General features: G+C 73.7%; 18 protein-coding genes and 1 pseudogene. 12 read left to right on the forward strand and 7 right to left on the reverse strand.

Going from position 1 to position 22085, the window contains the following annotated elements; genetic code table 11:
- The first annotated feature begins 160 nt into the window (after nt 1–160).
- The 4 genes from ABT085_RS16695 (at nt 161) to ABT085_RS16710 (ending at nt 5802) form a co-directional block, all read left to right on the forward strand.
- A complete protein-coding gene (locus ABT085_RS16695) occupies nt 161–1096 on the forward strand; it encodes a glutaminase (protein WP_351607512.1) in 936 nt (311 codons plus the stop codon).
- A 75-nt stretch (nt 1097–1171) separates the two neighbouring features.
- Complete coding sequence (locus tag ABT085_RS16700) at nt 1172–2512, forward strand: hypothetical protein (protein ID WP_351607514.1); 1341 nt, start codon at nt 1172–1174, stop codon at nt 2510–2512.
- A 363-nt stretch (nt 2513–2875) separates the two neighbouring features.
- On the forward strand, nt 2876–4270 hold the full coding sequence (gene mptB, locus ABT085_RS16705; RefSeq protein WP_351607517.1) for a polyprenol phosphomannose-dependent alpha 1,6 mannosyltransferase MptB: 1395 nt from the start codon (nt 2876–2878) through the stop codon (nt 4268–4270).
- The gene (locus ABT085_RS16710) at nt 4267–5802 is read left to right on the forward strand and encodes a glycosyltransferase 87 family protein (protein ID WP_351607520.1); all 1536 of its coding nucleotides are present in this window, start codon (nt 4267–4269) and stop codon (nt 5800–5802) included. The genes mptB and ABT085_RS16710 overlap by 4 nt, the downstream gene beginning before the upstream one ends.
- A 59-nt stretch (nt 5803–5861) precedes the next feature.
- On the opposite strand, the pseudogene ABT085_RS16715 reads toward ABT085_RS16710, so the two are convergent.
- Both ABT085_RS16715 and rho read right to left on the reverse strand, forming a co-directional pair.
- Nucleotides 5862–6770 (reverse strand): annotated as a pseudogene (locus ABT085_RS16715) (D-alanyl-D-alanine carboxypeptidase); the annotation flags it as partial.
- A gap of 99 nt (nt 6771–6869) precedes the next feature.
- Nucleotides 6870–8015, reverse strand: coding sequence for a transcription termination factor Rho (gene rho / locus ABT085_RS16720; protein WP_351607523.1), 1146 nt, complete (start codon nt 8013–8015; stop codon nt 6870–6872).
- A 534-nt stretch (nt 8016–8549) separates the two neighbouring features.
- Between rho and ABT085_RS16725 the strand changes: the two genes are divergently transcribed.
- A complete protein-coding gene (locus ABT085_RS16725; RefSeq protein ID WP_351607526.1) occupies nt 8550–12374 on the forward strand; it encodes a S8 family serine peptidase in 3825 nt (1274 codons plus the stop codon).
- A 116-nt stretch (nt 12375–12490) separates the two neighbouring features.
- Nucleotides 12491–13486, forward strand: coding sequence for a helix-turn-helix domain-containing protein (locus ABT085_RS16730; protein ID WP_351607529.1), 996 nt, complete (start codon nt 12491–12493; stop codon nt 13484–13486).
- 31 nt (nt 13487–13517) lie between these two features.
- Here ABT085_RS16730 and ABT085_RS16735 read toward each other — a convergent pair whose 3' ends face one another.
- Nucleotides 13518–13967 (reverse strand): MarR family winged helix-turn-helix transcriptional regulator, encoded by a 450-nt coding sequence (locus ABT085_RS16735; protein ID WP_351607531.1) that lies wholly within the window; start codon nt 13965–13967, stop codon nt 13518–13520.
- Nucleotides 13968–14108: 141 nt separating this feature from the next.
- Between ABT085_RS16735 and ABT085_RS16740 the strand changes: the two genes are divergently transcribed.
- The 5 genes from ABT085_RS16740 (at nt 14109) to ABT085_RS16760 (ending at nt 17347) form a co-directional block, all read left to right on the forward strand.
- The gene (locus ABT085_RS16740) at nt 14109–14747 is read left to right on the forward strand and encodes an alpha/beta fold hydrolase (RefSeq protein WP_351607533.1); all 639 of its coding nucleotides are present in this window, start codon (nt 14109–14111) and stop codon (nt 14745–14747) included.
- Nucleotides 14714–14941: a hypothetical protein gene (locus ABT085_RS16745; protein WP_351607536.1), complete on the forward strand. Its 228-nt coding sequence runs from the start codon at nt 14714–14716 to the stop codon at nt 14939–14941. Before ABT085_RS16740 ends, ABT085_RS16745 begins: the two co-directional genes overlap by 34 nt.
- Nucleotides 14942–15048: 107 nt before the next feature.
- Nucleotides 15049–15771 (forward strand): YciI family protein, encoded by a 723-nt coding sequence (locus tag ABT085_RS16750; RefSeq protein ID WP_351607539.1) that lies wholly within the window; start codon nt 15049–15051, stop codon nt 15769–15771.
- Nucleotides 15768–16094 (forward strand): YciI family protein, encoded by a 327-nt coding sequence (locus ABT085_RS16755; protein ID WP_351607541.1) that lies wholly within the window; start codon nt 15768–15770, stop codon nt 16092–16094. Before ABT085_RS16750 ends, ABT085_RS16755 begins: the two co-directional genes overlap by 4 nt.
- Nucleotides 16085–17347 carry an RNA polymerase sigma factor gene (locus ABT085_RS16760; protein WP_502982742.1) on the forward strand — a complete coding sequence of 421 codons (1263 nt, stop codon included), beginning with the start codon at nt 16085–16087 and terminating at the stop codon, nt 17345–17347. The genes ABT085_RS16755 and ABT085_RS16760 overlap by 10 nt, the downstream gene beginning before the upstream one ends.
- A gap of 106 nt (nt 17348–17453) precedes the next feature.
- On the opposite strand, the gene ABT085_RS16765 is transcribed toward ABT085_RS16760, so the two are convergent.
- Complete coding sequence (locus tag ABT085_RS16765; protein ID WP_351607543.1) at nt 17454–17852, reverse strand: nuclear transport factor 2 family protein; 399 nt, start codon at nt 17850–17852, stop codon at nt 17454–17456.
- A gap of 96 nt (nt 17853–17948) precedes the next feature.
- Here ABT085_RS16765 and ABT085_RS16770 point away from each other — a divergent pair, with 96 nt between their 5' ends.
- Entirely contained in the window at nt 17949–18695 is a 747-nt protein-coding gene (locus ABT085_RS16770; protein ID WP_351607545.1) for a class I SAM-dependent methyltransferase, read from the forward strand.
- 57 nt (nt 18696–18752) lie between these two features.
- On the opposite strand, the gene ABT085_RS16775 is transcribed toward ABT085_RS16770, so the two are convergent.
- The 3 genes from ABT085_RS16775 to ABT085_RS16785 form a co-directional block, all read right to left on the reverse strand.
- Complete coding sequence (locus tag ABT085_RS16775; protein WP_351607548.1) at nt 18753–19646, reverse strand: GntR family transcriptional regulator; 894 nt, start codon at nt 19644–19646, stop codon at nt 18753–18755.
- Nucleotides 19647–19795: 149 nt separating this feature from the next.
- On the reverse strand, nt 19796–20965 hold the full coding sequence (locus ABT085_RS16780; protein WP_351607551.1) for a serine hydrolase domain-containing protein: 1170 nt from the start codon (nt 20963–20965) through the stop codon (nt 19796–19798).
- A gap of 122 nt (nt 20966–21087) precedes the next feature.
- Nucleotides 21088–22056 (reverse strand): acetylxylan esterase, encoded by a 969-nt coding sequence (locus tag ABT085_RS16785; protein ID WP_351607554.1) that lies wholly within the window; start codon nt 22054–22056, stop codon nt 21088–21090.
- Nucleotides 22057–22085: the final 29 nt, after the last annotated feature.

The following is a 22085-nucleotide window of genomic DNA, read 5'->3' on the forward strand; positions in this document are numbered from 1 at the left end:
GCGCATCCGGCCGACGGCGCCTCCGCACCGGGGGCGACCAGGCGCCGGGAGCCAGGGGGCTGGGAGCCTGAGGCCGGGGCCGGGGCCGGGGCCGGGGCCGGGGCCGGGGGCGGGCCCGGTCCGTCCCGTGGTGGCGCGTCCGGACCGGTCCGGAGGGAGAATGGCGATCATGACGACGTCGTCCCTCACGTTCCAGCCGGTGCTGGAGCGCATCGCCGACGAGATCGAGCGCACCCCCGGCCGCGGCCGGCCCGCCGACTACATCCCGGCACTGGCCGCCCGCGACCCCCGCAGCTTCGGGATGGCGGTGGCTGAACTGGACGGCACGGTGTACGGGGTGGGGGAGTGGCGCGAGCCGTTCTCCACCCAGTCCGTCACCAAGGTCTTCACCCTCGCCCTCGACCTGGCCCGCGAGGGCGACGCCCTGTGGGAGCACGTGGGCCGCGAGCCCTCGGGCAACCCCTTCAACTCGCTGGTACAGCTGGAGTACGAGCACGGCATCCCGCGCAACCCGTTCATCAACGCCGGCGCGCTCGTCGTCACCGACCGCCTGCTGACCCGTACCGGTGACGCGGCGGGCGAACTGCTCACCTTCCTGCGCGCCGAGAGCGGCAACCCCGGTCTGTCCTTCGACCAGGAGGTCGCCGCCTCCGAGACCGCGTACGGCGACCGTAACGCGGCCCTCGCGCATTTCATGGCGTCCTACGGCAACATCGACAACCCGGTGCCCCTGCTGCTCGACCAGTACTTCCGCCAGTGCTCGATCACGGCCTCCTGCGCCGATCTCGCCCTCGCGACCTCCTTCCTGGCCCGGCACGGCATCCGGGCCGACGGCACCCGGCTGCTCACCCGCAGCCAGGCCAAGCAGGTCAACGCGGTCATGCTGACCTGCGGCACCTACGACGCGGCGGGCGACTTCGCCTACCGCGTGGGCCTGCCCGGCAAGAGCGGCGTGGGCGGCGGCATCATCGCCGTGGTACCGGGCCGCTGCACGCTGTGCGTCTGGAGCCCCGGGCTGGACGAGCGCGGCAACTCGGTGGCCGGGGTGGCCGCGCTCGACCGCTTCACGACACTCACCGGCCTGTCGGTCTTCTGATCTCACAGCAAGCCCGAAGTCCGCGCACAGAAAAGCAGTTGAACGGGTTTCGGACGGTCGGCGAAGATCGCGGATATGTTCTCGCGCCGCAACCGCCGTCCCAAGTCCGCGGAGCCCCGACCGAACTCTCCCGAGCTGACCGAGGCCTGGGAATCCCTGGACCAGGGAGACATCCCCGGCGCCCTGCGCTCACTGCGGGCGCACGCCGAGCCCCTGCCGCCGGGCGAGGTCGCCGTCGTCGTCGCACGGGCCGCCCGCGAGGCCGGCTTCGACGACCTGCACACCGCCGCGACCGCGCTCGCCGCCCGCCCCGACCGGGCGCAGGAGCTCTACTCCTACGGATACGCGTGCGTTGAGCGCGGCGTGTCCTATCTGGCGATACCCGCCCTGCGCCAGGCCCTCGACCGGGTGCCCGACTCCGGGGCGGTGCTGCGTGAACTCGTCTCCGCGTACGAGCGCGAGGGCAGGCATCCCGAGGCCGCCGACGCGCTGAACGTGCGTGAGAGCGCCCTGAACGACTGGCCGGACCGCTATCTGCTGGTCTACAACGCCCTCATGGCGGGCGACCTGGAGCTGGCCCGCCGTCAGTACGGGCTGCTGCCGGACCCGGAGGACGAGATCTGGCTCGGGGCCCAGGACCGCCAGCGCCGCATGCTGGAACGGGCCGCGGTGGCCGGGCCGGTCACTCCGCTGGACCGCAGCGACCTGCGGGGCTGGCAGTTCGTGATGGGCGGCACGGTCCTGGGGACGCTCTCCCCGTACGGCTTCGACGTAGGGATGACCGGACGGTTCGCCTGGCTCCAGGACAGCCACGACCTGTGCCTGCGCGGGCTGCTGCGGCTGCGCACGGTGCTGGCGGCCGCCGAGGCGCGCCCGCGTTCGGTGTCGCTGCTGCCCGGCCGCGGCAGCCGCATCCTGGGCCTGGCCGCCGCGGAGATACTGGACCTGCCGGCCGTGGAGTTCGCCGCCGACCGGCAGGACACCGTCGTCATCGCGTACGACCTCGACGAGGTGGCCCGTGCCGACCAGGGCCCCGAGGTCATCGGGCAGCTCCTGGAACGGACGCCCGGCCAGGTGCTGCACGAGCACGCGAGTTCCTGGACCGACTGGCCGGTCGTCACCGCGGACAGCGTCACCCTGCTCCACCAGTCGGTGCGGGCGCCCTGGGACGGACATCTGGCGGCGGGGCAGGACGGCACGCCGGAGCACGGTGCGCCCGACGACCGTCCCGCGGAAGAGGTCTGCGCGGAGATCGTGGCGGCCGACGCGACGCCCGACGAGGGCGACGGCGCCACACCCGCCGACCCCGACGACCGCTTCGCGGACTTCGTGACCGCCGTGCGGGGCACCTGGCTCCAGGGGAACAGGACCGGCCTCCGCTCGGCCGGCCCGGTCCGCAGCTCCCGGTTCGTCTGACGGCCCGGTCCGTCTCACGGCCCGGCGGTTCGCCTCACGGCGGCGGTTCGTCTCACGGCGGCGGTCCGTCGTACGTCGACGCTCCGCCCCATGACGACGGTCGGCGGTCCGTCCGACGGTGACGGACTCGTCCGCGTCCTCGGTCCGTCCCATACCGAGGGTCCGTCCCATGCCGACGGTCCGTCCGACGTCCTCGGTTCGCCCTGTGTTCGCGGGCCGTCCGGTGTTCCGGGGGACGGAAGTCCGAGGTCGGTCGGCGGTTTCGGGAGCCGATCACGCGGCGGTCACGCGCAGGTCGCCGCGTGGCAGGCGGTGTGTCGCCTTCCGGCCATCCGGCGTTGACACGCTGAGCGAGTGTTGGCCATGGCATTTCCCGTCGATCTCCGCCGCTGCCAGGCTCTGGGCCTGGCCGGTACCGCCGTCCTGGCGTTGGGCGGTGAGACGGCCGGTGCGCTGCCGGCCCGGGAACTGCCCGCCCCGGCTTCGATCCAGGCCGCTGTCGGCCTGATCGGTGTGTACTTCGGCGTCGTCCTGCTCATAGCGGCCTGGGTGCTGCTGGGCCGTCTGGTCCGCAGCGCCGATCCGCCGAGCCCGCGCGCCCTGCTCCTGGTGCTCGCCGTCTGGGCGGCGCCGCTGCTGATCGCGCCGCCGCTGTTCAGCCGGGACGTCTACAGCTATCTGGCCCAGGGCGCGATGGTCGACGCCCACATCAACGTCTACACACACGGCCCCGCACAACTGGGCGGCCCGCTCGCGGAGGAGGTCGCCCCGCTGTGGCAGCACACCGCGGCCCCCTACGGTCCGGTGTTCCTCGGCGTCGCCTCCGTGCTGTCCGGTCTGACCCGGGGCGAACTCCCCGCCGGACTGATCGGCATGCGGCTGGTCGCCCTGTTCGGGGTGGCCCTGATGGCGGCCGCGCTGCCCCGTCTGGCCCGCCACTGCGGGGCCGACCCGGGCGCCGCCCTGTGGCTGGGCGTACTGAATCCGCTGGTCCTGCTGCACCTGGTCGCGGGCGCCCACAACGACGCGATCATGCTCGGGCTGCTGGGGCTCGGCCTGGTCGCGGCCCTCGGTGCCTGGCCGATCCTGGGGGCGGTCCTGGTCACCCTCGCGGCGCTGGTCAAGGCACCGGCGGCGCTCGGACTCGCCGCGGTGGTGATGCTCCAGATCCGGGCGGGCCGCCGTCCGGCCCGCGCCCTGGTGACGACGACGGCCGCCTGCGCCGCCACCACGGTCGCCGCGACCGCGGTCGCGGGCACCGGATACGGCTGGACCGGCGCCCTGGGAACCCCGGTCTCCCCGCACAACTGGGCGCTGACCAGCCTGTTGGGCAGCGCCACCGGAGCCCTGCTGGAGCGGCTCGGCAGCGACCTGGCGCCGCTGGCGATGCCCGCCTGGCACCTGCTCGGCCTCGCCGTGACCGGGATCGTGGTCCTCGCCATCTGGTGGCGGCTGCGCCCGCACCCCGTGTACGCGCTCGGCCTGAGCCTTGCCACGGTGGCCGCCTTCGGCCCGGCGATCCGTCCCTGGTACGCCCTGTGGGGTCTGTTCCTCATAGCCGCCGCCGCGCCCAGCACCTCGGTACGCCACCGGGTGGCGGCCGTGACCGCGGTGCTGGCGCTGGCCGTGCTGCCCAGCGGCGGACCGGCCGACGTCGGGCAACTGGTGCTGGCGGTCTCGGGCGGAGCCCTCGCCCTGGTCGTCCTGTGGCAGGCCCATCTGGCGGCACACGCACCGGCTCTCGGACGGACGGCATGAGATCACCTCGCACCGACGCGGCCCGGCTCCTGGTCGTCCTGGCCCTCGCGTCCGCCGTGGCCCTCTTCACCGCCACGGTCCCCCTGCTGCGCGACTGGTTCGACCTGCGCGTCTACTACGGCACGGTCGACAGCTGGATGCACCACGGCGGCCGGATCTACGACTACCAGGTGCCCGGCACGACCTACGGCTTCACCTACCCGCCGTTCGCGGCCGTCGTCATGCTGCCGATGGCCTTGCTCGGTCTGCACACCGCCGTCGTCGTGGCCCTGCTGCTGAACCTGCTGGCCCTGGCGGCGGTCCTGCGGATGCTCACCGGCCGGGCCTGGCGTCGCCACGGCTGGTACGGCTGCGCCCTGGCGCTGTGCGCCCTGGCCCTGTTCGAGCCACTGCGGGACACCTTCAGCTTCGGCCAGGTGAACGTGCTCCTGCTGGCGCTCGTCCTCGCCGACGGCTGGCTGCTGGCCACCGGGCGGGGCCGCTGGGCGGGTGTGGGCATCGGTCTCGCGGCGGCGGTCAAGCTGACGCCCGCGCTGTTCATCGGCCTGCTGCTGGTGGCCCGGCGGTGGCGGGCCGCGGCGGTGGCGACGGCGGTCGCGGCCGCGGCGACCGCGCTGGCCGCTCAGGTGGACCCGGACGCCTCGCGTTTCTACTGGACCGAGGCGCTGTGGGACACCACCCGGGTGGGCCGTCTCGACTACATCTCCAACCAGTCCCTCCAGGGGATCCTGGCCCGCCTGGGTGTCCTGGACCGCGCGGTCTGGGCCGCGCTGGTGCTGGCGGTGCTGGCCGTGTGGGCGCTGCGGTCCCGGCGGGCGGTGGCGGCCGGTGACTGGCAGGCGGCCTTCGCGCTCACCGGGCTGACCGCCTGCCTGGTCAGTCCGATCACCTGGGTGCACCATCTCGTGTGGCTGCTGCCGTCCTTCGTGGTCCTGGTGCGCAGCGGGCACCCGCGGGTCGCGGGCGCCCTCTACACGGTGCTGTGCAGCAGTGTGGTGTGGCTCTGGTTCGACGACTCCTCCGGCATGGGCGGCTTCGTCGGCGGCAACACCTACGCGTGGATCACCCTGGGCCTGCTGCTGTGGCTGCCGGTCGGTCAGACCCGTGGCGTACGCGATTCCTTCCACCGCAGCACCGTCAGCGTCAGCACCAGTGCCAGCGCGCCCGCGCCGAGGCCCGCGGCTCCCGGCATCACCCAGGTCCGCAGCCGCCCGGCCCGGCCCTCGGAGGCGACGGGACCGGCGAGCGGCACCGCCGTGGAGCCGGCGCGCGGTACCGCCGTCGATCCGGCGCGCGGTACCGCGGTCGATCCGGCGTGCGGAACCGCGGTGGAACCGGCGCTCGGTACCGCGGTGGAGTCGGCGCTCGGTACCGCGGTGGATCCGTCGTTCGGCAGCGCGGTGGAGCCGGCGTTCGGCGCGGGCCGCGGCACGTCCAGCGACCCCACGGGGTCGACCCGGCCGTCCGCCTCGAACCCCCAGTCGAGCAGCGCGCGGGCCTCCTCGTACACCGCCAAACCGCCGCCCTCCTGAGGGTTCATCACCGTGACGACCAGGGTGCGTCCGTTCCGCTTCGCGGCGGCGACGAGCGTGTTCCCGGCGTTGCTGGTGTAACCGTTCTTGATGCCGATCAGCCCCGGGTACGGCGCCACCCCGTCCTTGCCGGTGAGCAGCCGGTTCGTGTTCGCGATCCCGAACGACGAACCGGCGCGGCCCGGGAAGCGGGCCTCGGCCGTGCGGCAGTACTGCGCGAACTCCTTGTTGCGCAGCCCCTCCCGGCCGAACACGGCAAGGTCGTACGCGGAGGAGACCTGGCCCGGTGTGTCGTAGCCGTCGGGGGAGACGACGTGGGTGTCGAGGGCGCCGAGGGTGCGGGCCTTCGTCTGCATGAGGGCGGCCGTGGTGTCCCAGCCCCCGCTGAGCGAGGCCAGTACGTGCACGGCGTCGTTGCCGGAGTTGAGGAACACACCGCGCCACAGGTCGGCGATCCGGTAGGTGTCTCCTGCCTCGACCCCGACGAGGCTGCTGCCCGCTCCGATGCCTTCCAGCTCCTTCGGCTGCACCGTGTGTTGCAGGCTGCCGGGCAGCAGCGGCAGCACCGTCAGGGCGAACAGGGTCTTCAGGGTGCTGGCGGGCGGCAGCCGGCGGTGCGCGTCGTGGGCGGCGAGGACCTCGCCGGTGCGGGCGTCGGCCACCGTCCAGGACAGCGCGGAGACCTCCGGGACCTCGGGTGCTCCGGGACGGAGCCGGACCTGCGTGCCGGGCTGTCGCAGCAGATCGGGCTGCGCCGCCCCGGGCCGCGCACCTACCGCGGCCTCGGAGCCGGCTTCGGGTGCCGAGCTCGCCCCGGAGCCGGCTTCGGGTGCCGAGCTCGCCCCGGAGGCCGTTCCGGTCCCGGAGTCCGCTCCGGCAGCCGTTGCCACGGGTGCGAGGGCGAGCACGCCCGCGGCACAGAGCGCGCAGGCCGATCGAGCCAACCGAGGTGAGAATCCGATTGTCATACTGCAAACCTAGAAACGGACCACGCCCGGGTCGCGCTGTGAGGGCCGAACGCGCCCCGCGAGCACCCGGATGCCGCACACGGGGGAGGGCCGGACGGCTCAGGCGTCGGGCAGCGTCGGCTGGATCCGGCGCAGGAAGGCCGCGTTGTCCGGGGTCGCGCGCAGCCGCTCCAGGAGGGTCTCCAGGTTCGCGTGGCCGTCGCGGGTCAGCAGGGCGCGGCGCAGTCCGCGCGTCGCGGCCAACTCGGCCGGGGACAAAAGGAGTTCCTCGCGGCGGGTGCCGGAGGCGGCGATCTCGACCGCCGGGAACACCCGGCGCGCGGCGAGTTCGCGGTCCAGGCGCAGTTCCATGTTGCCGGTGCTCTTGAGCTCCTCGAAGAACAGGTCGTCGGCGCGGGATCCGGTCTCGACCAGGGCGGTGGCGAGGATGGTGAGCGAGCCGCCCTCCTCGGCCTGACGGGCGGCGCCGAAGAGCCGCTTGGGCCCGTGCAGCGCGGCCGCGTCGACACCGCCGCTGAGGGTGCGGCCGCCCGCGCCGGCGGCGTTGTTGTGCGCCCGGCACAGCCGGGTCAGCGAGTCGAGCAGGACGACGACGTCCTCGCCCGCCTCGACCAGCCGCTTGGCCCGTTCGACGACGAGCTCGGCCAGCGCGATGTGCTGCCGGGGCGTCCGGTCGAAGGTCGAGGCGTACACCTCACCGCGCACGGAGCGCCGCATGTCGGTGACTTCCTCGGGGCGCTCGTCGAGCAGGACGACCATCAAACAGCACTCCGGGTGGTTCCCGGCGACCGCGGCCGCGATCTGCTGGATCAGCACGGTCTTGCCGGTTTTCGGCGGAGCCACGACGAGCCCGCGCTGGCCCTTGCCGACGGGGGCGAGCAGATCCATGACCCGGCCGGTGAGCCCGGACGCGGGGTGCTCCAGCCGCAGCCGCTCGTGCGGGTGCAGCGGGGTGAGGTCCGCGAAGTTCCGGCGGCGGCGCGGCTCTGCGGGCGTACGGCCGTCGACGCGTTCGACCTCGGCGAGGGTGCGGCTGTCGCCGCGCACCCCTTCCACGAGGTCGCCCTTGCGCAGGCCGTGGCGGCGGATCAGGGCGGGGGAGACCTGGAGGTCCCCGGGGGTGGGCAGGCAGTCCGCGGCGCGCAGGTGCCCCTTCCCGCCCGCGTCGATGTCGAGGACACCGGTGACGGCCGGGGCGGCGGGGGTCTGCTGCCGGAGGGGAGGGTGCGGAAGTGTGGTGGTCATCGGGTGCGGTCCTTTCGCGGACGGCGGCATGGGACATGCGTGAGGGAGAGGGGAAGGGCCGCGAAGGGAGAGGCGGTCGGGCGCGTCTCCGGGCGGCGGGAACCGCGCCCCGGGCGGCGGAAGAGCCGTCTGCGCGAGCAGTACGGCGGCGTCGGCGAGGTGGTGCGGAAGAGCTGGCGCGCCTGCCGGCAAGGGAAGGGGCGGAACAGCGGAGAGGGATGGATCGGCATCGGCGCCCATGAAGGGCGTGCACTGATGCTCACTGCACTGTAGCACGCGCGGTGCCTTCGTGTGTGTGGTGTGCGGCATCTGACTGATCGTCGGGACCCCGGGCGCGGCTGTCCGCGGGCGGTCGCGGGCCGACGGTACGGGGCGTCCGCCGGGCCGGCCGGGAAGGCCTGCGGCAGGCCCCTTGGCGGTCAACTCCCGTAGTCCGCAAGCATATAGAGCACGGTGGCACATGTGGGACGTGGCGCTTTCGCGCCACCGGTCTGCTGTTCCCCCCGCCGGTTTGCGACCGGTAGGAACCGCAGCATGACTTCCCTCATACCTCCCCGTCGCAGACGTCGGCGGGCACTCGCGGCGGCGGTCGGCACCGTGGCCGTCCTGACGTCACTGGCCGGGCCGACCGGCCCCGCGGCGGCGAGCGTGCCGGTGAGTGCGGACGCGGCCCACCCCGCCGCGGCGGCGGACACCACGGACACCGGCGTACACACCGTCACCCTGCTCACCGGTGACGTCGTACGCGTCACGCAGGCCGGCGGCGGCAAGCAGACCGCCGACGTGACCCGCCCGAGCGGCGCCACCGGCGGTGTGCGCACCGAGATCGTCGGCGGCGACCTCTACGTCTACCCGGACGAGGTGCTGCCCTACCTGGCCGCGAACCGCCTCGACCGGCGGCTGTTCGACGTCACCGACCTCATCGAGCAGGGCTACGACGACGCCCACAGCGACGGCATCCCGCTGATCCTGAGCTACGGCGCCAGGACCGCCACCGCCGACCGGACCACACCCGCCGGCGCCACCGAGGTGCGCTCCCTGCCGACCATCCGCGGCGCGTCCGTCCGGGCCGCGAAGAAACACGCCCGGACGGTGTGGAAGTCGGTCGCGCCCGCGGCCGCCGCTCCCACCCCCGCCCCCTCCACCACCGGCGACGCTCCCGCGGCCGAGCTGGGCGACGGCCTGTCCAAGATCTGGCTGGACGGCAAGGTCAAGGCCACCCTGAAGGACACCACCGCGCAGATCGGCGCGGACACCGCGTGGGCGAAGGGCTACGACGGCAAGGGCGTCAAGGTCGCCGTGCTCGACACCGGAGCCGACCTCGACCACCCCGACCTGAACGGCCGGATCGGCGAGACGCAGAGCTTCGTGCCCGACGAGACCGTCCAGGACGGCCACGGCCACGGCACCCACACCGCCTCCACCGTCGGCGGCAGCGGAGCCGCCTCCGACGGCGCCGAGAAGGGTGTGGCGCCCGGCGCCGACCTGATGATCGGCAAGGTCCTCTCGAACGCCGGCTACGGCCAGGACTCCTGGATCATCTCCGGCATGGAGTGGGCCGTCGGCCACGGCGCCCGCGTCGTCAGCATGAGCCTCGGCTCGTCCGACCCGTCCGACGGCACCGACCCGATGAGCCAGACGGTCAACAAGCTCACCGAGGAGAGCGGCGCGCTCTTCGTGATCGCCGCCGGCAACTACAGCAGCGAGGCGAGCATGGGTACCCCCGGCGTCGCCGACGAGGCGCTGACCGTCGCCGCCGTGGACTCCAACGACAAGCGGGCGTCGTTCTCCTCCCAGGGCCCGCGCCTGAACGACTACGCCCTCAAGCCCGACATCTCCGCCCCCGGCGTCAACGTGCTCGCCGCCAAGGCCGGCGGCAGCGCCGCGACCGGCTGGTACCAGACGATGAGCGGCACCTCCATGGCGACCCCGCACGTCGCCGGAGCCGCCGCGATCCTCGCCCAGGAGCACCCCGACTGGAAGGCGCGGCAGCTCAAGGACGCGCTGATGAGCACGTCCAAGCAGCTGACGGCGTACACCGCCTACCAGGTGGGCTCCGGCCGCGTCGATCTCTCCGCCGCGTCCGCCGCCACGGTGACCGCGACCGGCTCGGCGTACTTCGGCATCGACTCCTGGCCGCACAGCGACTCCACGCCGGTCGACCGCACGGTGACGTACACCAACACCGGTGACACCGACGCCGAGCTGCACCTGGCGCTGAACGCCTCCGTCGCGGGCGGCCCGTACGACACCGACCCGACCGCGGGCAAGGGCACCCCGGCCCCGGACGGGATGTTCTCCCTTTCCGCCGACACCGTGACCGTGCCCGCGCACGGCACCGCGACGGTCACCGCGACCGCCAGGCCGAGCCTGGGCGCCGACGGCCGCCGCTACCTCGGCCAGATCACCGCCACGGACGGCTCCGGCGCCACGCTCACCCGCACCCAGGTGGGCCTGTACCGCGAGGACACCCGCCACACCCTGCACGTCACCCTGAAGGACCGTTCCGGCAAGCCGGCCGCGGGCTGGGTCGAGATCCAGCGCCTCGGCAGCACCGAGGACCCGTACAGCGTGACCATCGACGAGAGCGGCAAGCTCGACCTGCGTATGCGCGAGGGCACCTACAGCCTCCTGACGTACCAGGACGTGCCCGGCAGCCACGGCGCCGACTCGCTCGGCATGGCGCTGATGGGCGACCCGGAGGTCGTCCTCGACCAGGACCGGACCGTCGACCTCGACGCGAGCCGCACCCGTGAGGTCACCGCGCAGGTCCCGCGCCGCACCGAGGACCGGGCGCTGTCCATGAACTGGTACCGGGCGGACGGCCAGGCGGCCAACTCGTACGGCGTGGGCGTCGTGGAGGTGCAGTACCTGCTCGCCTCCACCTACGACAGCATGTTCGTACTGCCCACCCGCAGGACGACCCAGGGCACCTTCGAGTACGAGACCCGCTGGCGCAAGGCTCTCCCGCTGCTCACCGTCACCGACGACGGCAGGCCCGTCCAGGTCAACGCCCAGGCCGGCTCCGCGAGGTACGACGGGCACAAGCGCCTGGACGCGGTCTACGCGGGCACCGGCACCCCCGCCGAGTACGCCGGGCTGAACGTCAAGGGCAAGGTCGCGCTGGTGACCCGCTCGGACGTGCTCACCGCCGCGCAGCGGGCGCAGGCGGCGGCCGGCGCCGGGGCCGCACTGCTGCTCGTGGTCAACGACGAGCCGGGCAAGCTGATCGAGTCCGTCGGCAGCGCCGTGCCCGTGTTCTCCGTGACCGCGCGGAACGGGGCCTCACTGATCGCCGACGCCAGGCGCGGCCGGCTGCGGCTGGACGTCGAGGGCGTGCCCAACTCCCCGTACGTGTACGACCTTTCGGACCCACACCCCGGCCAGATCCCGTCCACCGGGCTGACCTACCGTCCCCGTCCGTCCGAACTGGCCACGGTGGAGATGCGGTTCCACGGCGCCACCACCACGCCGAGCGGCGAGTGGCGGTCCGGCTTCCGTCCGTACCGCAAGTACGGCTCCGGGTACCTGCTGCGCCAGGACATGCCCGGCACCCGCACCGACTACGTCTCGGCGCAGGCGGGCACGCAGTGGGTCGAGAGCATGGGCACCGGGCCGGGGGTGCTCCTGTCCAGCCAGAGCACGCGCACCACGTACAAGCCCGGCTCGTTCCAGGTCCACGACTGGTTCAGGCCGGTGACCCACCCCGCCAACGGGGGCACCTACTGGTGGTCGCAGCGCCAGAAGACCTCGCTCGCGTTCAACATCCAGCCCTGGTCCGACAGCGGTGAAGGCCACGGCGGCGTCATCCAGCCCAGTGGTCCCGCGAAGACCAGCCTGACGGTGTACCAGGACGGTGTCCTGCTCAAGACCGTCAGCTCGTCGGCCACCACCATCACCAGGCCGCCGACCGCCCCCTCGGTCTACACCCTCGACCTGACCGCCGAGCGCGACGCGGACACCTACCGGCTGTCCCCCCGCACCCACACGGTGTGGCAGGTGAAGTCCGACCCGGTCACCGACCCGACGGTGATCGACCGGGTGGCGGTGCTCCAGATGGACTACGGCGTCGACACCGACCTGGCGGGCGACGCCCGTGGCGGCCGCCAGACGCTCCGGCTCACCCCGCATCACCTCGACGGCGCGGCGGGCGCCGGAAAGATCCAGGGCGCGGCACTGTCGGTCTCCTACGACGACGGCGTGACCTGGACCCCGGTCGAGACGAAGGGCAAGTCCGGTACCTGGACCGCCCGTTACGACGCCCCGCACCACGGCTATGTGTCGCTCAAGGCCGAGGGCTGGGACGACGCGGGCAACCGCATCACCCAGGAGGTGATCCGCGCCTACGGCCTGAAGTAGGCGGCCACGGAGGGGATACGGGGGCTGTCGCCTCGCGTCGGGTCACACCCCCGATGACTGACGGACCGGCAGCCTCCGTATCCTCGTGGGGACTTCACCGATCACGAGGAGGTCCCGTGCTCTCGGTGCTCGGGCTCGGCCCGGCCGAGGAGGAGATCTACCGTCTCCTGGTGTCGCGGGCGGGCGCCACCGCCGACCAGCTCGCCGACGAGACCCGCCGGGCGTCCGGCGAGACGCTGAAACTGCTCACCGCGCTGGCCGCCCGCGGCCTGGCCGCGGCGGCCCCGGACGCCGCCGACGGCGAGCCCGGCCCGGTCACGGTCTTCACCGCCTCGCCCCCGGCCGTCGCACTCGGCGGAACGCTGCGGCAGCGCCGTGACGACCTGCGGGCCGCCGAGGAGGCGCTGCTCGCGCTCACGGAGGAGTACCGCAACGCGGCGTCGGGCGGCAGCATCGTCGAGGTCATCACCGACCCCGCCGCGGTACGGCACCGCTTCATGCAGCTCCAGGAGTCCGCCCGGAGCGAGATCCGGGCCATGATGGTGCCCGAGTCCACCGTCGTGCGGCGCGAGCACAACACCGCCGAACACGCCGGGGTGCGCCGCGGTGTCCTCTACCGCACCATCGTGCAGCGCGACATGCTCGGTCAGCCCGGCATGGTCGGTGAGGCCCTGGCCGCCCTGGCGTCCGGCCAGCAGGTCAGCGTCGCCGAGTCGGTCCCGGTGAAGTTCATGATCGCCGACCGTGAACTGGCCATGCTCCCGCTGCTGCCCGGCCGCCGTACGGCCCCCGCCTCGATCCTGGTGCACCACTCCGGGATGCTGGAGGCGTTGATCGCCTACTTCGAACTCGCCTGGGAGCGGGCCTATCCGCTGTCGCCCAACACGGTGGACGGCGACGGTGTCACGGAGGCCCGCCCGGACGGTCTGGACGAGATGGACACCCGTGTCCTCGCCCTCGTCCTCGCCGGTCTCACCGACCAGGCCGCTGCGGGCCAGCTCGGCGTCTCCCGGCGCACGGTGCAGCGCCGGATCGGTGAACTGATGCTCAAGGCGGGGGCGGAGAGCCGTATTCAGCTCGGCTGGATCGCCGCCCGCAGAGGGTGGGCCTGACGGCCGGCGGGCCGGGCCGCCGCAGGTGAACTCAGCGCGGGCGGCCCGGAATCCCGGGTGACAGCCGTGCGGCGAGCTGCTCCAGCAGGGCCACCGTCCGCGCGATCTCCTCGGCGTCCTCGGTGCCGAGCGCGGTGCCGAGCGCCCCGTCGACCGGTGTGGCCGCGACCTCCGCGCGACGGCCCTCGACCTCCGGGTTCTGGCGCAGCAGGGTGCGCCGGCGGTCGGCGGGGTCGGGCGCGGCGAGCACCGATCCCGTCTCCCTGAGGCGGGCCACGCAGCCGGAGACCGCGCTCTGCGGCAGGCCCGTACGGGCCGCGATCTCGCCGACGGTGGTGTCCGGGTGGGCGTACACGTCGAGCATCACGACCAGCATCGACCGGGTGCCGGTGGCGTAGTCCGCCAGCCCCTCGGTGGGGATGGCGTCCTCGCCGATCTTCATCAGGGTGCGGCCGAGGAGGAACAGTTCCACTCCGTTCATGGCCCCAGATTACATCGGAGTTGATGTATCGATAGAGATGTATCAAGCTTGATGCATCAGTCTTGATGCATCAGAAAAGATGGATTACGTTCGGGGTGTCACCTCGACGTCCGGGGTGGCACGTCGACGAAGGAGTCCGTCATGACCGCCGTACACAAGGCCGCCCTGGCCGTCCCCGGCGCCACCCTCCACTACGAAGTCCGCGGCAGCGGTCCGCTGTTGCTCGTCTCCCAGAGCGGCGAGGGCGACGCCAACCGCAGCGACGCGATGGTCGACCACCTCGTCGGCCGCCACGCCGTGGTGACGTACGACCGCCGCGGGCTGTCCCGCAGCGTCCTCGACGAACCCGCGCGCGGCGCCACCCTCGACGAGCACGTCGACGACGTGGACCGGCTGCTCGCCCACCTCACCGACGAACCCGCCCGGATGCTGGGATGCAGCATGGGGGCGGTCATCGGGCTCCGCCTCGCCCGGCACCACCCCGGCCGGCTGGCCGTGCTCGTCGCCCACGAGCCCGCCATTCCCGGTCTGCTGCCGGACGCCGAACGGCTGCGCACACACCGCGAGCTGGACGAGATGCGTCTCGTCTTCCGGCGCGACGGCTGGCTCGCCGGGGTGCGCCGGATCGGCGAGCTGCTCGGCATCGACCCCGCCCGCCAGGAGAGCGAACCGGCGCCCGGCTCGCCCCGTTGGACGCCTCACGCGAGGCCGACTTCCGCTTCTTCATCGAGCACGACGCCCTGGCCATGCGGAACGCCGAACTCACCGCCCACGAACTGACCGCCCTGAAGAACGGACCCGTCCGCATCGTGCCCGGGGCCGGACTCACCACCCCGCGCACGGTCTTCGACTACCGCTGCGCCGAGGAACTCTCCGCCGGACTCCGCACCGGACTCGTCCACTTCCCCGGCGGCCACAACGGCAACATCACCCACCCCAAGGGCTTCGCCGAGGTGCTGCGCGGACTGCTGTGAACCGGCGGAGCACCCGGCCTCCCGCTTTTTTTCCGCCCCGGGTGTCGATCCGGCGGCGTGCCGTTCGTCGGTGGGGTGTAGGAAGCTCGTGAGTACCGGGAGGAACCATGAAGTACATGCTGCTGGTCTGCGGGGACGACACCGCCGACGCCTCGGACATGGCACCCGTCGAACCCTGGGTCGAGGAACTCGGTGCCGAACGCGGCGTACGGCTGCACGGCCATCGCCTCGCCAGTCCCGCGGACGCGGTCACCGTGCGGGTGCGCGGCGGCGAGGTGCTGCGCACCGACGGCCCGTTCGCCGAGACGAAGGAGTACGTCGCCGGTTACGACGTCCTGGAGTGCGACAGCCTGGAGGAGGCGGTCGCTGCCGCCGCGAAGCACCCGGTGGCCACGATCGGGGCCATGGAGGTACGCCCCTACTGGGAGGACGAGGACGCCGAGGGCGCGATCCGCCGCCTCGACGCCGAACTGACCGGGGCCGCCGGGCAGCGGGACGTCGAGCGGGCCCTGGCCTGCTACACGGCCGACGCCGGGATCGTCCTGCCGGACGGCGGCCCCAGCCCCCTCGACACCGAGGCCCTGCGCAAGACCCAGCAGGCCGCCTACGCGGATCTCGTCGGCCCGGTGCGCCGCGAGGTGCTCTCCTTCCGCCTGCGCGTCGACGAGAGCGTCGCCTTCGCCCACGCCCTGGTCCGGATCCGCGCCGACCGGGCCGACGGCACCCCGCTGGACCGGACCCTGCACGTGACCACCGGCTACCGCGCCGTCGGCGAGCGCTGGCTGATCGCCCACGAGCACGTCTCGGCCCCCGCGGACGGCGGGTCGTGAGGTACGCCCTGCTGGTCTGCGTGCCGCCGGCCGACGACGGGCGGACCGGGCCCGGCCGGATGCGCGGCGGCACCTGGCTGCGCCCGGCCGCCGACGCCACCACCGTGCGTGCCGAGGCCGACGAGATCCTGCTCGGCGACGGCCCGTACCCGGACCTCGCAGACGGCCCGTCCGGCCCGTTCCCGGACCGCGGCCCGGCCGGTCATGTCGCCGGGCTCGACCTCGTCGAAGCCGCCGACCTCGACGAGGCCATCGCCCTCGCCGCCGCGCACTCCAGGGCGTGCGGCGGTGCCGCGGTGGAGGTGCGGCCGGTGTGGGAGTGACGGACCAGGACGTCACGGAGGCGGTCGCCGCCGCCTTCCGCGAGGAATGGGGCCAGGTCGTCGCCGGGCTCATCCGGCTGACCGGTGACTGGGACCTCGCCGAGGAGTGCGCCCAGGACGCCTTCGCCCAGGCCCTGGACCGGTGGCGGCGCGACGGTGTGCCGCGCCGCCCCGGCGCCTGGCTGACCACCACCGCCCGCCACCGCGCCCTCGACGTACTGCGCCGGGCGGCGGTCGGGGCGCAGAAGTTGGAGGAGCTGGCCGTGCTCACGCGCACCGACGACCCGCACGGCCCCGAAGACCCAGACGAGGGCAGCGGGGTCACCGACGACCGGCTGCGGCTGGTCTTCACCTGCTGCCACCCGGCCCTGCCGATCGAGGCCCGGGTGGCCCTGACCCTGCGCACCCTCGCGGGGCTCACCACGGCGGAGATCGCCCGTGCCTTCCTCGTCCCGGAGGCGACGATGGCGCAGCGCCTGGTCCGGGCCAAACGCAAGATCCGCAACGCGGGCATCCCGTACCGGGTGCCGCCCGCGCATCTGCTGCCCGAGCGCACCACCGGCGTGCTCGGCGTGCTCTACCTGCTCTTCAACGAGGGGTACGCGGCGACCGACGGCGCCGACCTGGTCCGTACCGACCTGTGCGCGGAGGCGATCCGGCTGGCCCGGCTGCTGGCCCGGCTCATGCCCGACGAGCCCGAGGCGCTCGGTCTGCTGGCCCTTCTGCTGCTGCACCACGCCCGTCGGGCCACCCGGGTGGACGCGGCCGGCGACCCGGTCGGCCTGGAGGACCAGGACCGCACCCGATGGGACCGGCCGGCCGTCGAGGAGGGCACACGTCTCCTGGAGAGCGCCCTGCGCCGGGGCCGTCCCGGCCCGTACCGGATCCAGGCGGCCATCGCGGCCTGCCACACCACCGCGGCCACCGCCGCCGAGACCGACTGGGCCGACGTCGCCGCCCTGTACGGCGAACTGCTGCGCCAGGTGCCCACCCCCGTGGTCCGGCTCAACCGCGCGTTCGCCGTCGGCATGGCCGAAGGGCCGGACCGGGGCCTGGCGCTGGTCGCCGAACTGGAGCGGGAGGGCGACCTGACGGACTACCACCTGCTCCCGGCCACCCGCGCCGACCTGCTGCGCCGCGCGGGGCGCCCGCTGGAGGCCGCCGAGGCCTACGAGCGGGCGCTGGAGCTCGTACGGAACGCGCCGGAGCGCCGGTTCCTGGAGCGGCGGCTCACCGAGTGCCGCCCGGCGTGACCCCCGCGGTGCGGGACCCGGGGTGGTGGACGGAGCCGAACCCGGCACGACCCGCACCGGAGCCGTCAGCCTCACGGTGGCCCGAGAGTCGGTGCAGGCGCGCTGATCAGACGGAGCGCGCCTGCGCCTCCTTCGCGATCCGGTCGAACTGCGCACCCATGGCCGCCGCCAGGGCCTGGAGGCCGGACAGCGGGCGCACCATGACCGTGAACGCGTCGATCAGACCGTCCTCGTCGACATGGATGAAGTCGCAGCCGCTGAGCTCCCGGTCGTCCACGCGCGCGTTGAAGACCAGCGCGTGGTCACGGCCGTCGGCCGACGTGAGCTCACGGTCGTAGCGGAAGTCCTCGAAGACACCGGCGACGGTGCGCAGGATCGCCGCGGTGATCGCCTTGCCCTGGTACGGCTTGAACACCGCCGGGCTGCTGAAGACGACGTCCTCGGCCAGCAGTGCCTCCACGGCATCGAGATCGCCCGCCTCGACCGCCTCGCGGAACGCGCGCATCGGATCACCCCATAGTCAATTAGTTGAGTATTGGTGGGTCAGAGTAGTCACCGGTCGTCAGCGTGTCCACGGACGGATTCCTCTACGCTGATCGGGATGTTCAGCCCCGAAGGCCCCAGCCTGCGAGAACTCGCCGTCCAGGCGCTGTCCTCCGTCGAGCACGGCTACGACCTGCTCGCCCCCAAGTTCGACCACACCCCGTTCCGCACCCCGGACTCCGTGCTCGACGCGGTGGCGTCCGCACTGGAGTGGGACGGCCCCGTGGACGACGGCCTCGACCTGTGCTGCGGCACGGGCGCCGGGGTGGACGTGCTGACCCGGGTGTGCCGCAGGAGCGTCACCGGCCTCGACTTCAGCGCGGGGATGCTCGCGCAGGCCCGCGGGCGCACCGCGGGGGCGGGGCCGCGGGTCTCCTGGGTGCGGGCCGACGCCCGCGCCCTGCCGTTCGGCCCCGCCTTCGACCTGGTGGTGAGCTTCGGGGCGTTCGGGCACTTCCTGCCCCCTGAGCTGCCGGGCCTGTTCGCCCAGGTCCACTCCGTGCTGCGGCCCGGCGGCCGCTTCGTGTTCCCCGTGGTCGCCCCGCCGCGCCCGTCGTCCCCGGCGTTCTGGACGCTGGCCGGTTTCGACGCGGCGATGCGGGTGCGCAACGCGGTGTGGCGGCCGCCGTTCGTCATGTACTACCGCGCCTTCGGGCTCGGGCGGATACGGCGGGAACTGGCGGGTGCCGGGCTGCGCATGAGCCTCCAGGCGCTGCCCGAGTTCGGGCGACGGCGCGACGGCAGCCCGCGCGCCCGGCTGGTCACGGCCGAACGGCCCCGCAGGGCGGCGGCCGTCCGGCCGTGAGGGTCCCGCCGCCGCACCTGGGGCCGATCGGATGCGCGCCCCCGGCGGGCCGGTCGGTCAGCCGGCCGCCGGCACCGTGAACTCGTACACCAGGGCGTCCTGCCGTGCGTCCACGACCAGGTCCGTGATCTCCCGCGGGCGCGCGTACTGGTCGTGGACGCGCCGGGTCACCCGCACCGAGGGCGCGCCGTCCAGCCGGGTGATGGAGTCGCGGTGGTGCAGGGTCAGGCCCGCCCTGCGCATCCAGTCGTAGGCCAGGCGCAGCTGGGCCGCGGCGGTGCCGTCGGCCCGGTAGCGATAGCGGCCGAGCTCCGCCACCTCGGACAGCGCCACGGCGGAGAACGAGGTCACGGCCGAGCGTCCGCCGCCCCCGTCCGCGGCGGTCCACTCGTAGCGGTGCACGAGGGTCGGATGGTGCGGGGCGAGGCCCAGGGCGTGGGCGTGGTCCGGCGGGGGCGGCTCCCAGGCGACGGTGGCCCGGTCGACGGTGCCGGGATCCGGGCTGCGGACGCCGACCGGGAAGGCGAGCGAGGCCGGGTCCTCCAGCGGGCGGCCCGTCAGGGTGGCGTGACTGCCGCGCCGATCGGTGGCGACCAGGCCGTCGTGCCGCAGCACCTCCAGCGCCTGCCGGACGGTCAGCCTGCTGACGCCGAAGCGCTCGGCGAGCCGTCGTTCACCCGGCAGACGTCCACCGGGCGGGATGGTCCCGTCCCGCAGCTCGCCGAGCAACGCGGTGGCGACCTGCCAGTACAGGGTCCCGCCGTCGGCCGGTGTCCGGTCCGCGGGTCGTGCGCGGTCGTCGGCCCGTGCGGGGTCGTCTGACCGTGCTGGGCTGTCGGTCCATGCGCGGCCGTCGGTCCGTGTGCGGCCGTCGGTCCGTGTGCGGACCGCGGTCGGCGTGGGGTCGTCGGTTCGCGGGTGGGCGGGGTCGTGGGGGGTGGTGCGGGCCATGCCGCGCCTCCTATGGTGACAAGACGTAGCCGTGCGAGCTCATTGCGCGACCACATCTACCATTGGTCTAAACCAGTAGGGAAGGCCGGTCCGCAGGTTCGGCCGAAACCGACCCACGCCCCCCACCCGCCACAGCACCCCGCGCGGCGTCAGAGCGCGCTGTACGCGGCCTCGACCAGCGCCATCTTCCGTGGGTCGTCGGCGATCCTCGACCCCATCCGGTTCATGACGTATCCCAGGGACAGCCCCGCCTCCGGATCGGCCAGGCCGCAGGACCCGCCGAAGCCGTCGTGCCCGACGGCTCTCGGGTTGGGCCCGTACGAGCCGTTCGGGCCGCTGAGCCACAGCCCGAGCCCGGCCTCGGTGTCCTGGGCGAAACCGGCCCCGATGACCAGGTCGCGGCAGCTGCCCTGCCCCTCGCGCACCCGCTCGGCCGCCTCCGGGGACAGGATGCGACGGCCGTCGAAGGTGCCCCGGCCCGCGAGGATCCCGTACAGCGCGGCGACGGCCCGGGCCGTTCCGTGCCCGTTCGCCGCGGGGATCCCCGCGGCCCGCCACTCGGGAGAGTTGGCCTCCGCCGCACCCACCGGCGGATTGGTCAGGGCAGCGACCGCCACGGGTGCCAACTGGCTGAAGACCGCCGCCCGTTCGCTGCTCGGCGCGGCCGGCGGAGGCACCAGCTCGGCCGCCCGTCCGGCCTCCTTCTCCGGCAGGCCGACGGTGAAGTCGGCCCCCAGCGGCCCGGTCAGCTCCCGCTCCAGGAAGGCGCCCGGCAGCAGCCCCGACACCCGCCGCACCACCTCGCCGACCAGGTGCCCGAAGGTCAGCGCGTGATACCCCGACCGCGTCCCCGGCTCCCACCACGGTTCGGTCGCCGCGAGCCGGCGGGTGGTCAGCTCCCAGTCGTACAACTCGGCGGGAGTGTGCCGCTCGCGCAGACCGGCCAGGCCCGCGCGATGCGACAGCAGATGCCGTACGAGCACCCGCTCCTTGCCCGCCGCCGCGAACTCGGGCCAGTACGCGGCCACCGGCGCGTCGAGGTCGAGCAGTCCCCGGTCGGCGAGGACGTGCGCGCACAGGGCCACCGGCCCCTTCGTCGTCGACCACACGTTGACCAGGGTGTCCCGCTGCCACGGCCGGGTGCGCGCCGGGTCGGCCCAGCCGCCCCACAGATCGGCCACGGTCCGGCCGTCGAGGGTGACGGTCACCGCGGCGCCCAGCTCGCCGCGCTCGCGGAAGTTCTCCTCGAACGCCGTGCGCACCGCCGCGAAACGTGCGTCGCAGTGGCCCTGGACCCGTGGCTCGTGCTGCTCGGACATGTGTCCTCCGTCGTCCTGCGGATCGCCGGACCGCACCGCCGCGGCCCGGGCCCCCAGAACGTACCGACTGGTCGGACTGGAGGGAAGGCCGCCTGCGGCCGCCCCTGTCCCCGCCCGGAGACTCAGGCGTACGACCGCAGCCAGCGCACCTTGGCCGCTTCCTGGTACGGGCCGCCGCCCTCGTGGTCGTTGAAGTCGTACACCTCGATCGCCTTGTCGTCGTGCGCCCAGGCGTTGAAGGCCGCGAAGACCGTCGAGGGCGGGCAGGTCTGGTCCTCCAGGGCCGCCGAGAACAGCGCCGGAGCCCGGCCCCGGGCCGCGAAGTGCACGCCGTCGAAGTAGGACAGGGTACGCAGGGCGTCCTCGCCGCGGCCGCGGTGCGTCTTGAGGAAGAGGCCGACCTCCCGGTAGGGGTGACGGTCCGTCAGCGTGGTCGCGCGCGGGAAGTCGCACAGGAACGGCACGTCGGGGGCGACCGCGACCAGGTCCGGGACCAGGCCGCCCACGGCGAGGGTGATGCCGCCGCCCTGGCTGGCGCCGAGCGCGACCGTGCGCGCCGCGTCGGCCAGCGGGTGCGACCGGGCGGCCTCGACGGCCCGCACCGCGTCCGTGAACACCCGCCGGTAGTAATAGTTCTCGGGCGCGTCGATGCCCCGGGTCATGAATCCGGGATACGCGGGCGCCCCGCCCACCGGGTCGGCGGTGCCACCGCCGCCGCCCCACGCGCTGCCCTGGCCGCGGGTGTCCATGACGAAGTGGGCACGGCCCGTCGACGCCCACAGCAGGTGCTCGTGCGGCAGGCCGCGCCCGCCGCCGTACCCGACGAACTCCACCACCAGCGGCAGCGGCTCCTCGGCCGCGGCGGGCAGCGTCAGCCAGGCCTTCACCGGGTGGCCGCCGAACCCGGCGAACGTCACGTCGTACACCCGCACCGTGGCAAGGCCCGTGTCGACCGGCTCGAAGCGGGCGTCCAGGTCGTGCTCGCGTGCCTGCTGCAACGTCTTCGACCAGAACGCGTCGAAGTCGGCAGGCTCGGTGGACCCGCTGCGGTACTCACGGAGCTCGTCGAGAGCGAGGTCGAACAGGGCCATCGAGAACCGCCTTGGGTGCGAACGGAACG

It is taken from the genome of Streptomyces sp. NPDC002265 (genome assembly GCF_040296125.1).
Taxonomy (GTDB): Bacteria; Actinomycetota; Actinomycetes; order Streptomycetales; family Streptomycetaceae; genus Streptomyces.

Coding starts and splice junctions, on each gene's coding strand:
- ABT085_RS16695 (WP_351607512.1), top strand. CDS start 161: ATGGCGATCATGACGACGTCGTCCCTCACGTTCCAGCCGGTGCTGGAG.
- ABT085_RS16780 (WP_351607551.1), bottom strand. CDS start 20,965: ATGTCCGAGCAGCACGAGCCACGGGTCCAGGGCCACTGCGACGCACGT.
- ABT085_RS16710 (WP_351607520.1), top strand. CDS start 4,267: ATGAGATCACCTCGCACCGACGCGGCCCGGCTCCTGGTCGTCCTGGCC.
- ABT085_RS16785 (WP_351607554.1), bottom strand. CDS start 22,056: ATGGCCCTGTTCGACCTCGCTCTCGACGAGCTCCGTGAGTACCGCAGC.
- ABT085_RS16745 (WP_351607536.1), top strand. CDS start 14,714: ATGCGGAACGCCGAACTCACCGCCCACGAACTGACCGCCCTGAAGAAC.
- ABT085_RS16735 (WP_351607531.1), bottom strand. CDS start 13,967: ATGAACGGAGTGGAACTGTTCCTCCTCGGCCGCACCCTGATGAAGATC.
- rho (WP_351607523.1), bottom strand. CDS start 8,015: ATGACCACCACACTTCCGCACCCTCCCCTCCGGCAGCAGACCCCCGCC.
- mptB (WP_351607517.1), top strand. CDS start 2,876: ATGGCATTTCCCGTCGATCTCCGCCGCTGCCAGGCTCTGGGCCTGGCC.
- ABT085_RS16775 (WP_351607548.1), bottom strand. CDS start 19,646: ATGGCCCGCACCACCCCCCACGACCCCGCCCACCCGCGAACCGACGAC.
- ABT085_RS16700 (WP_351607514.1), top strand. CDS start 1,172: ATGTTCTCGCGCCGCAACCGCCGTCCCAAGTCCGCGGAGCCCCGACCG.
- ABT085_RS16765 (WP_351607543.1), bottom strand. CDS start 17,852: ATGCGCGCGTTCCGCGAGGCGGTCGAGGCGGGCGATCTCGATGCCGTG.
- ABT085_RS16725 (WP_351607526.1), top strand. CDS start 8,550: ATGACTTCCCTCATACCTCCCCGTCGCAGACGTCGGCGGGCACTCGCG.
- ABT085_RS16770 (WP_351607545.1), top strand. CDS start 17,949: ATGTTCAGCCCCGAAGGCCCCAGCCTGCGAGAACTCGCCGTCCAGGCG.
- ABT085_RS16740 (WP_351607533.1), top strand. CDS start 14,109: ATGACCGCCGTACACAAGGCCGCCCTGGCCGTCCCCGGCGCCACCCTC.
- ABT085_RS16750 (WP_351607539.1), top strand. CDS start 15,049: ATGAAGTACATGCTGCTGGTCTGCGGGGACGACACCGCCGACGCCTCG.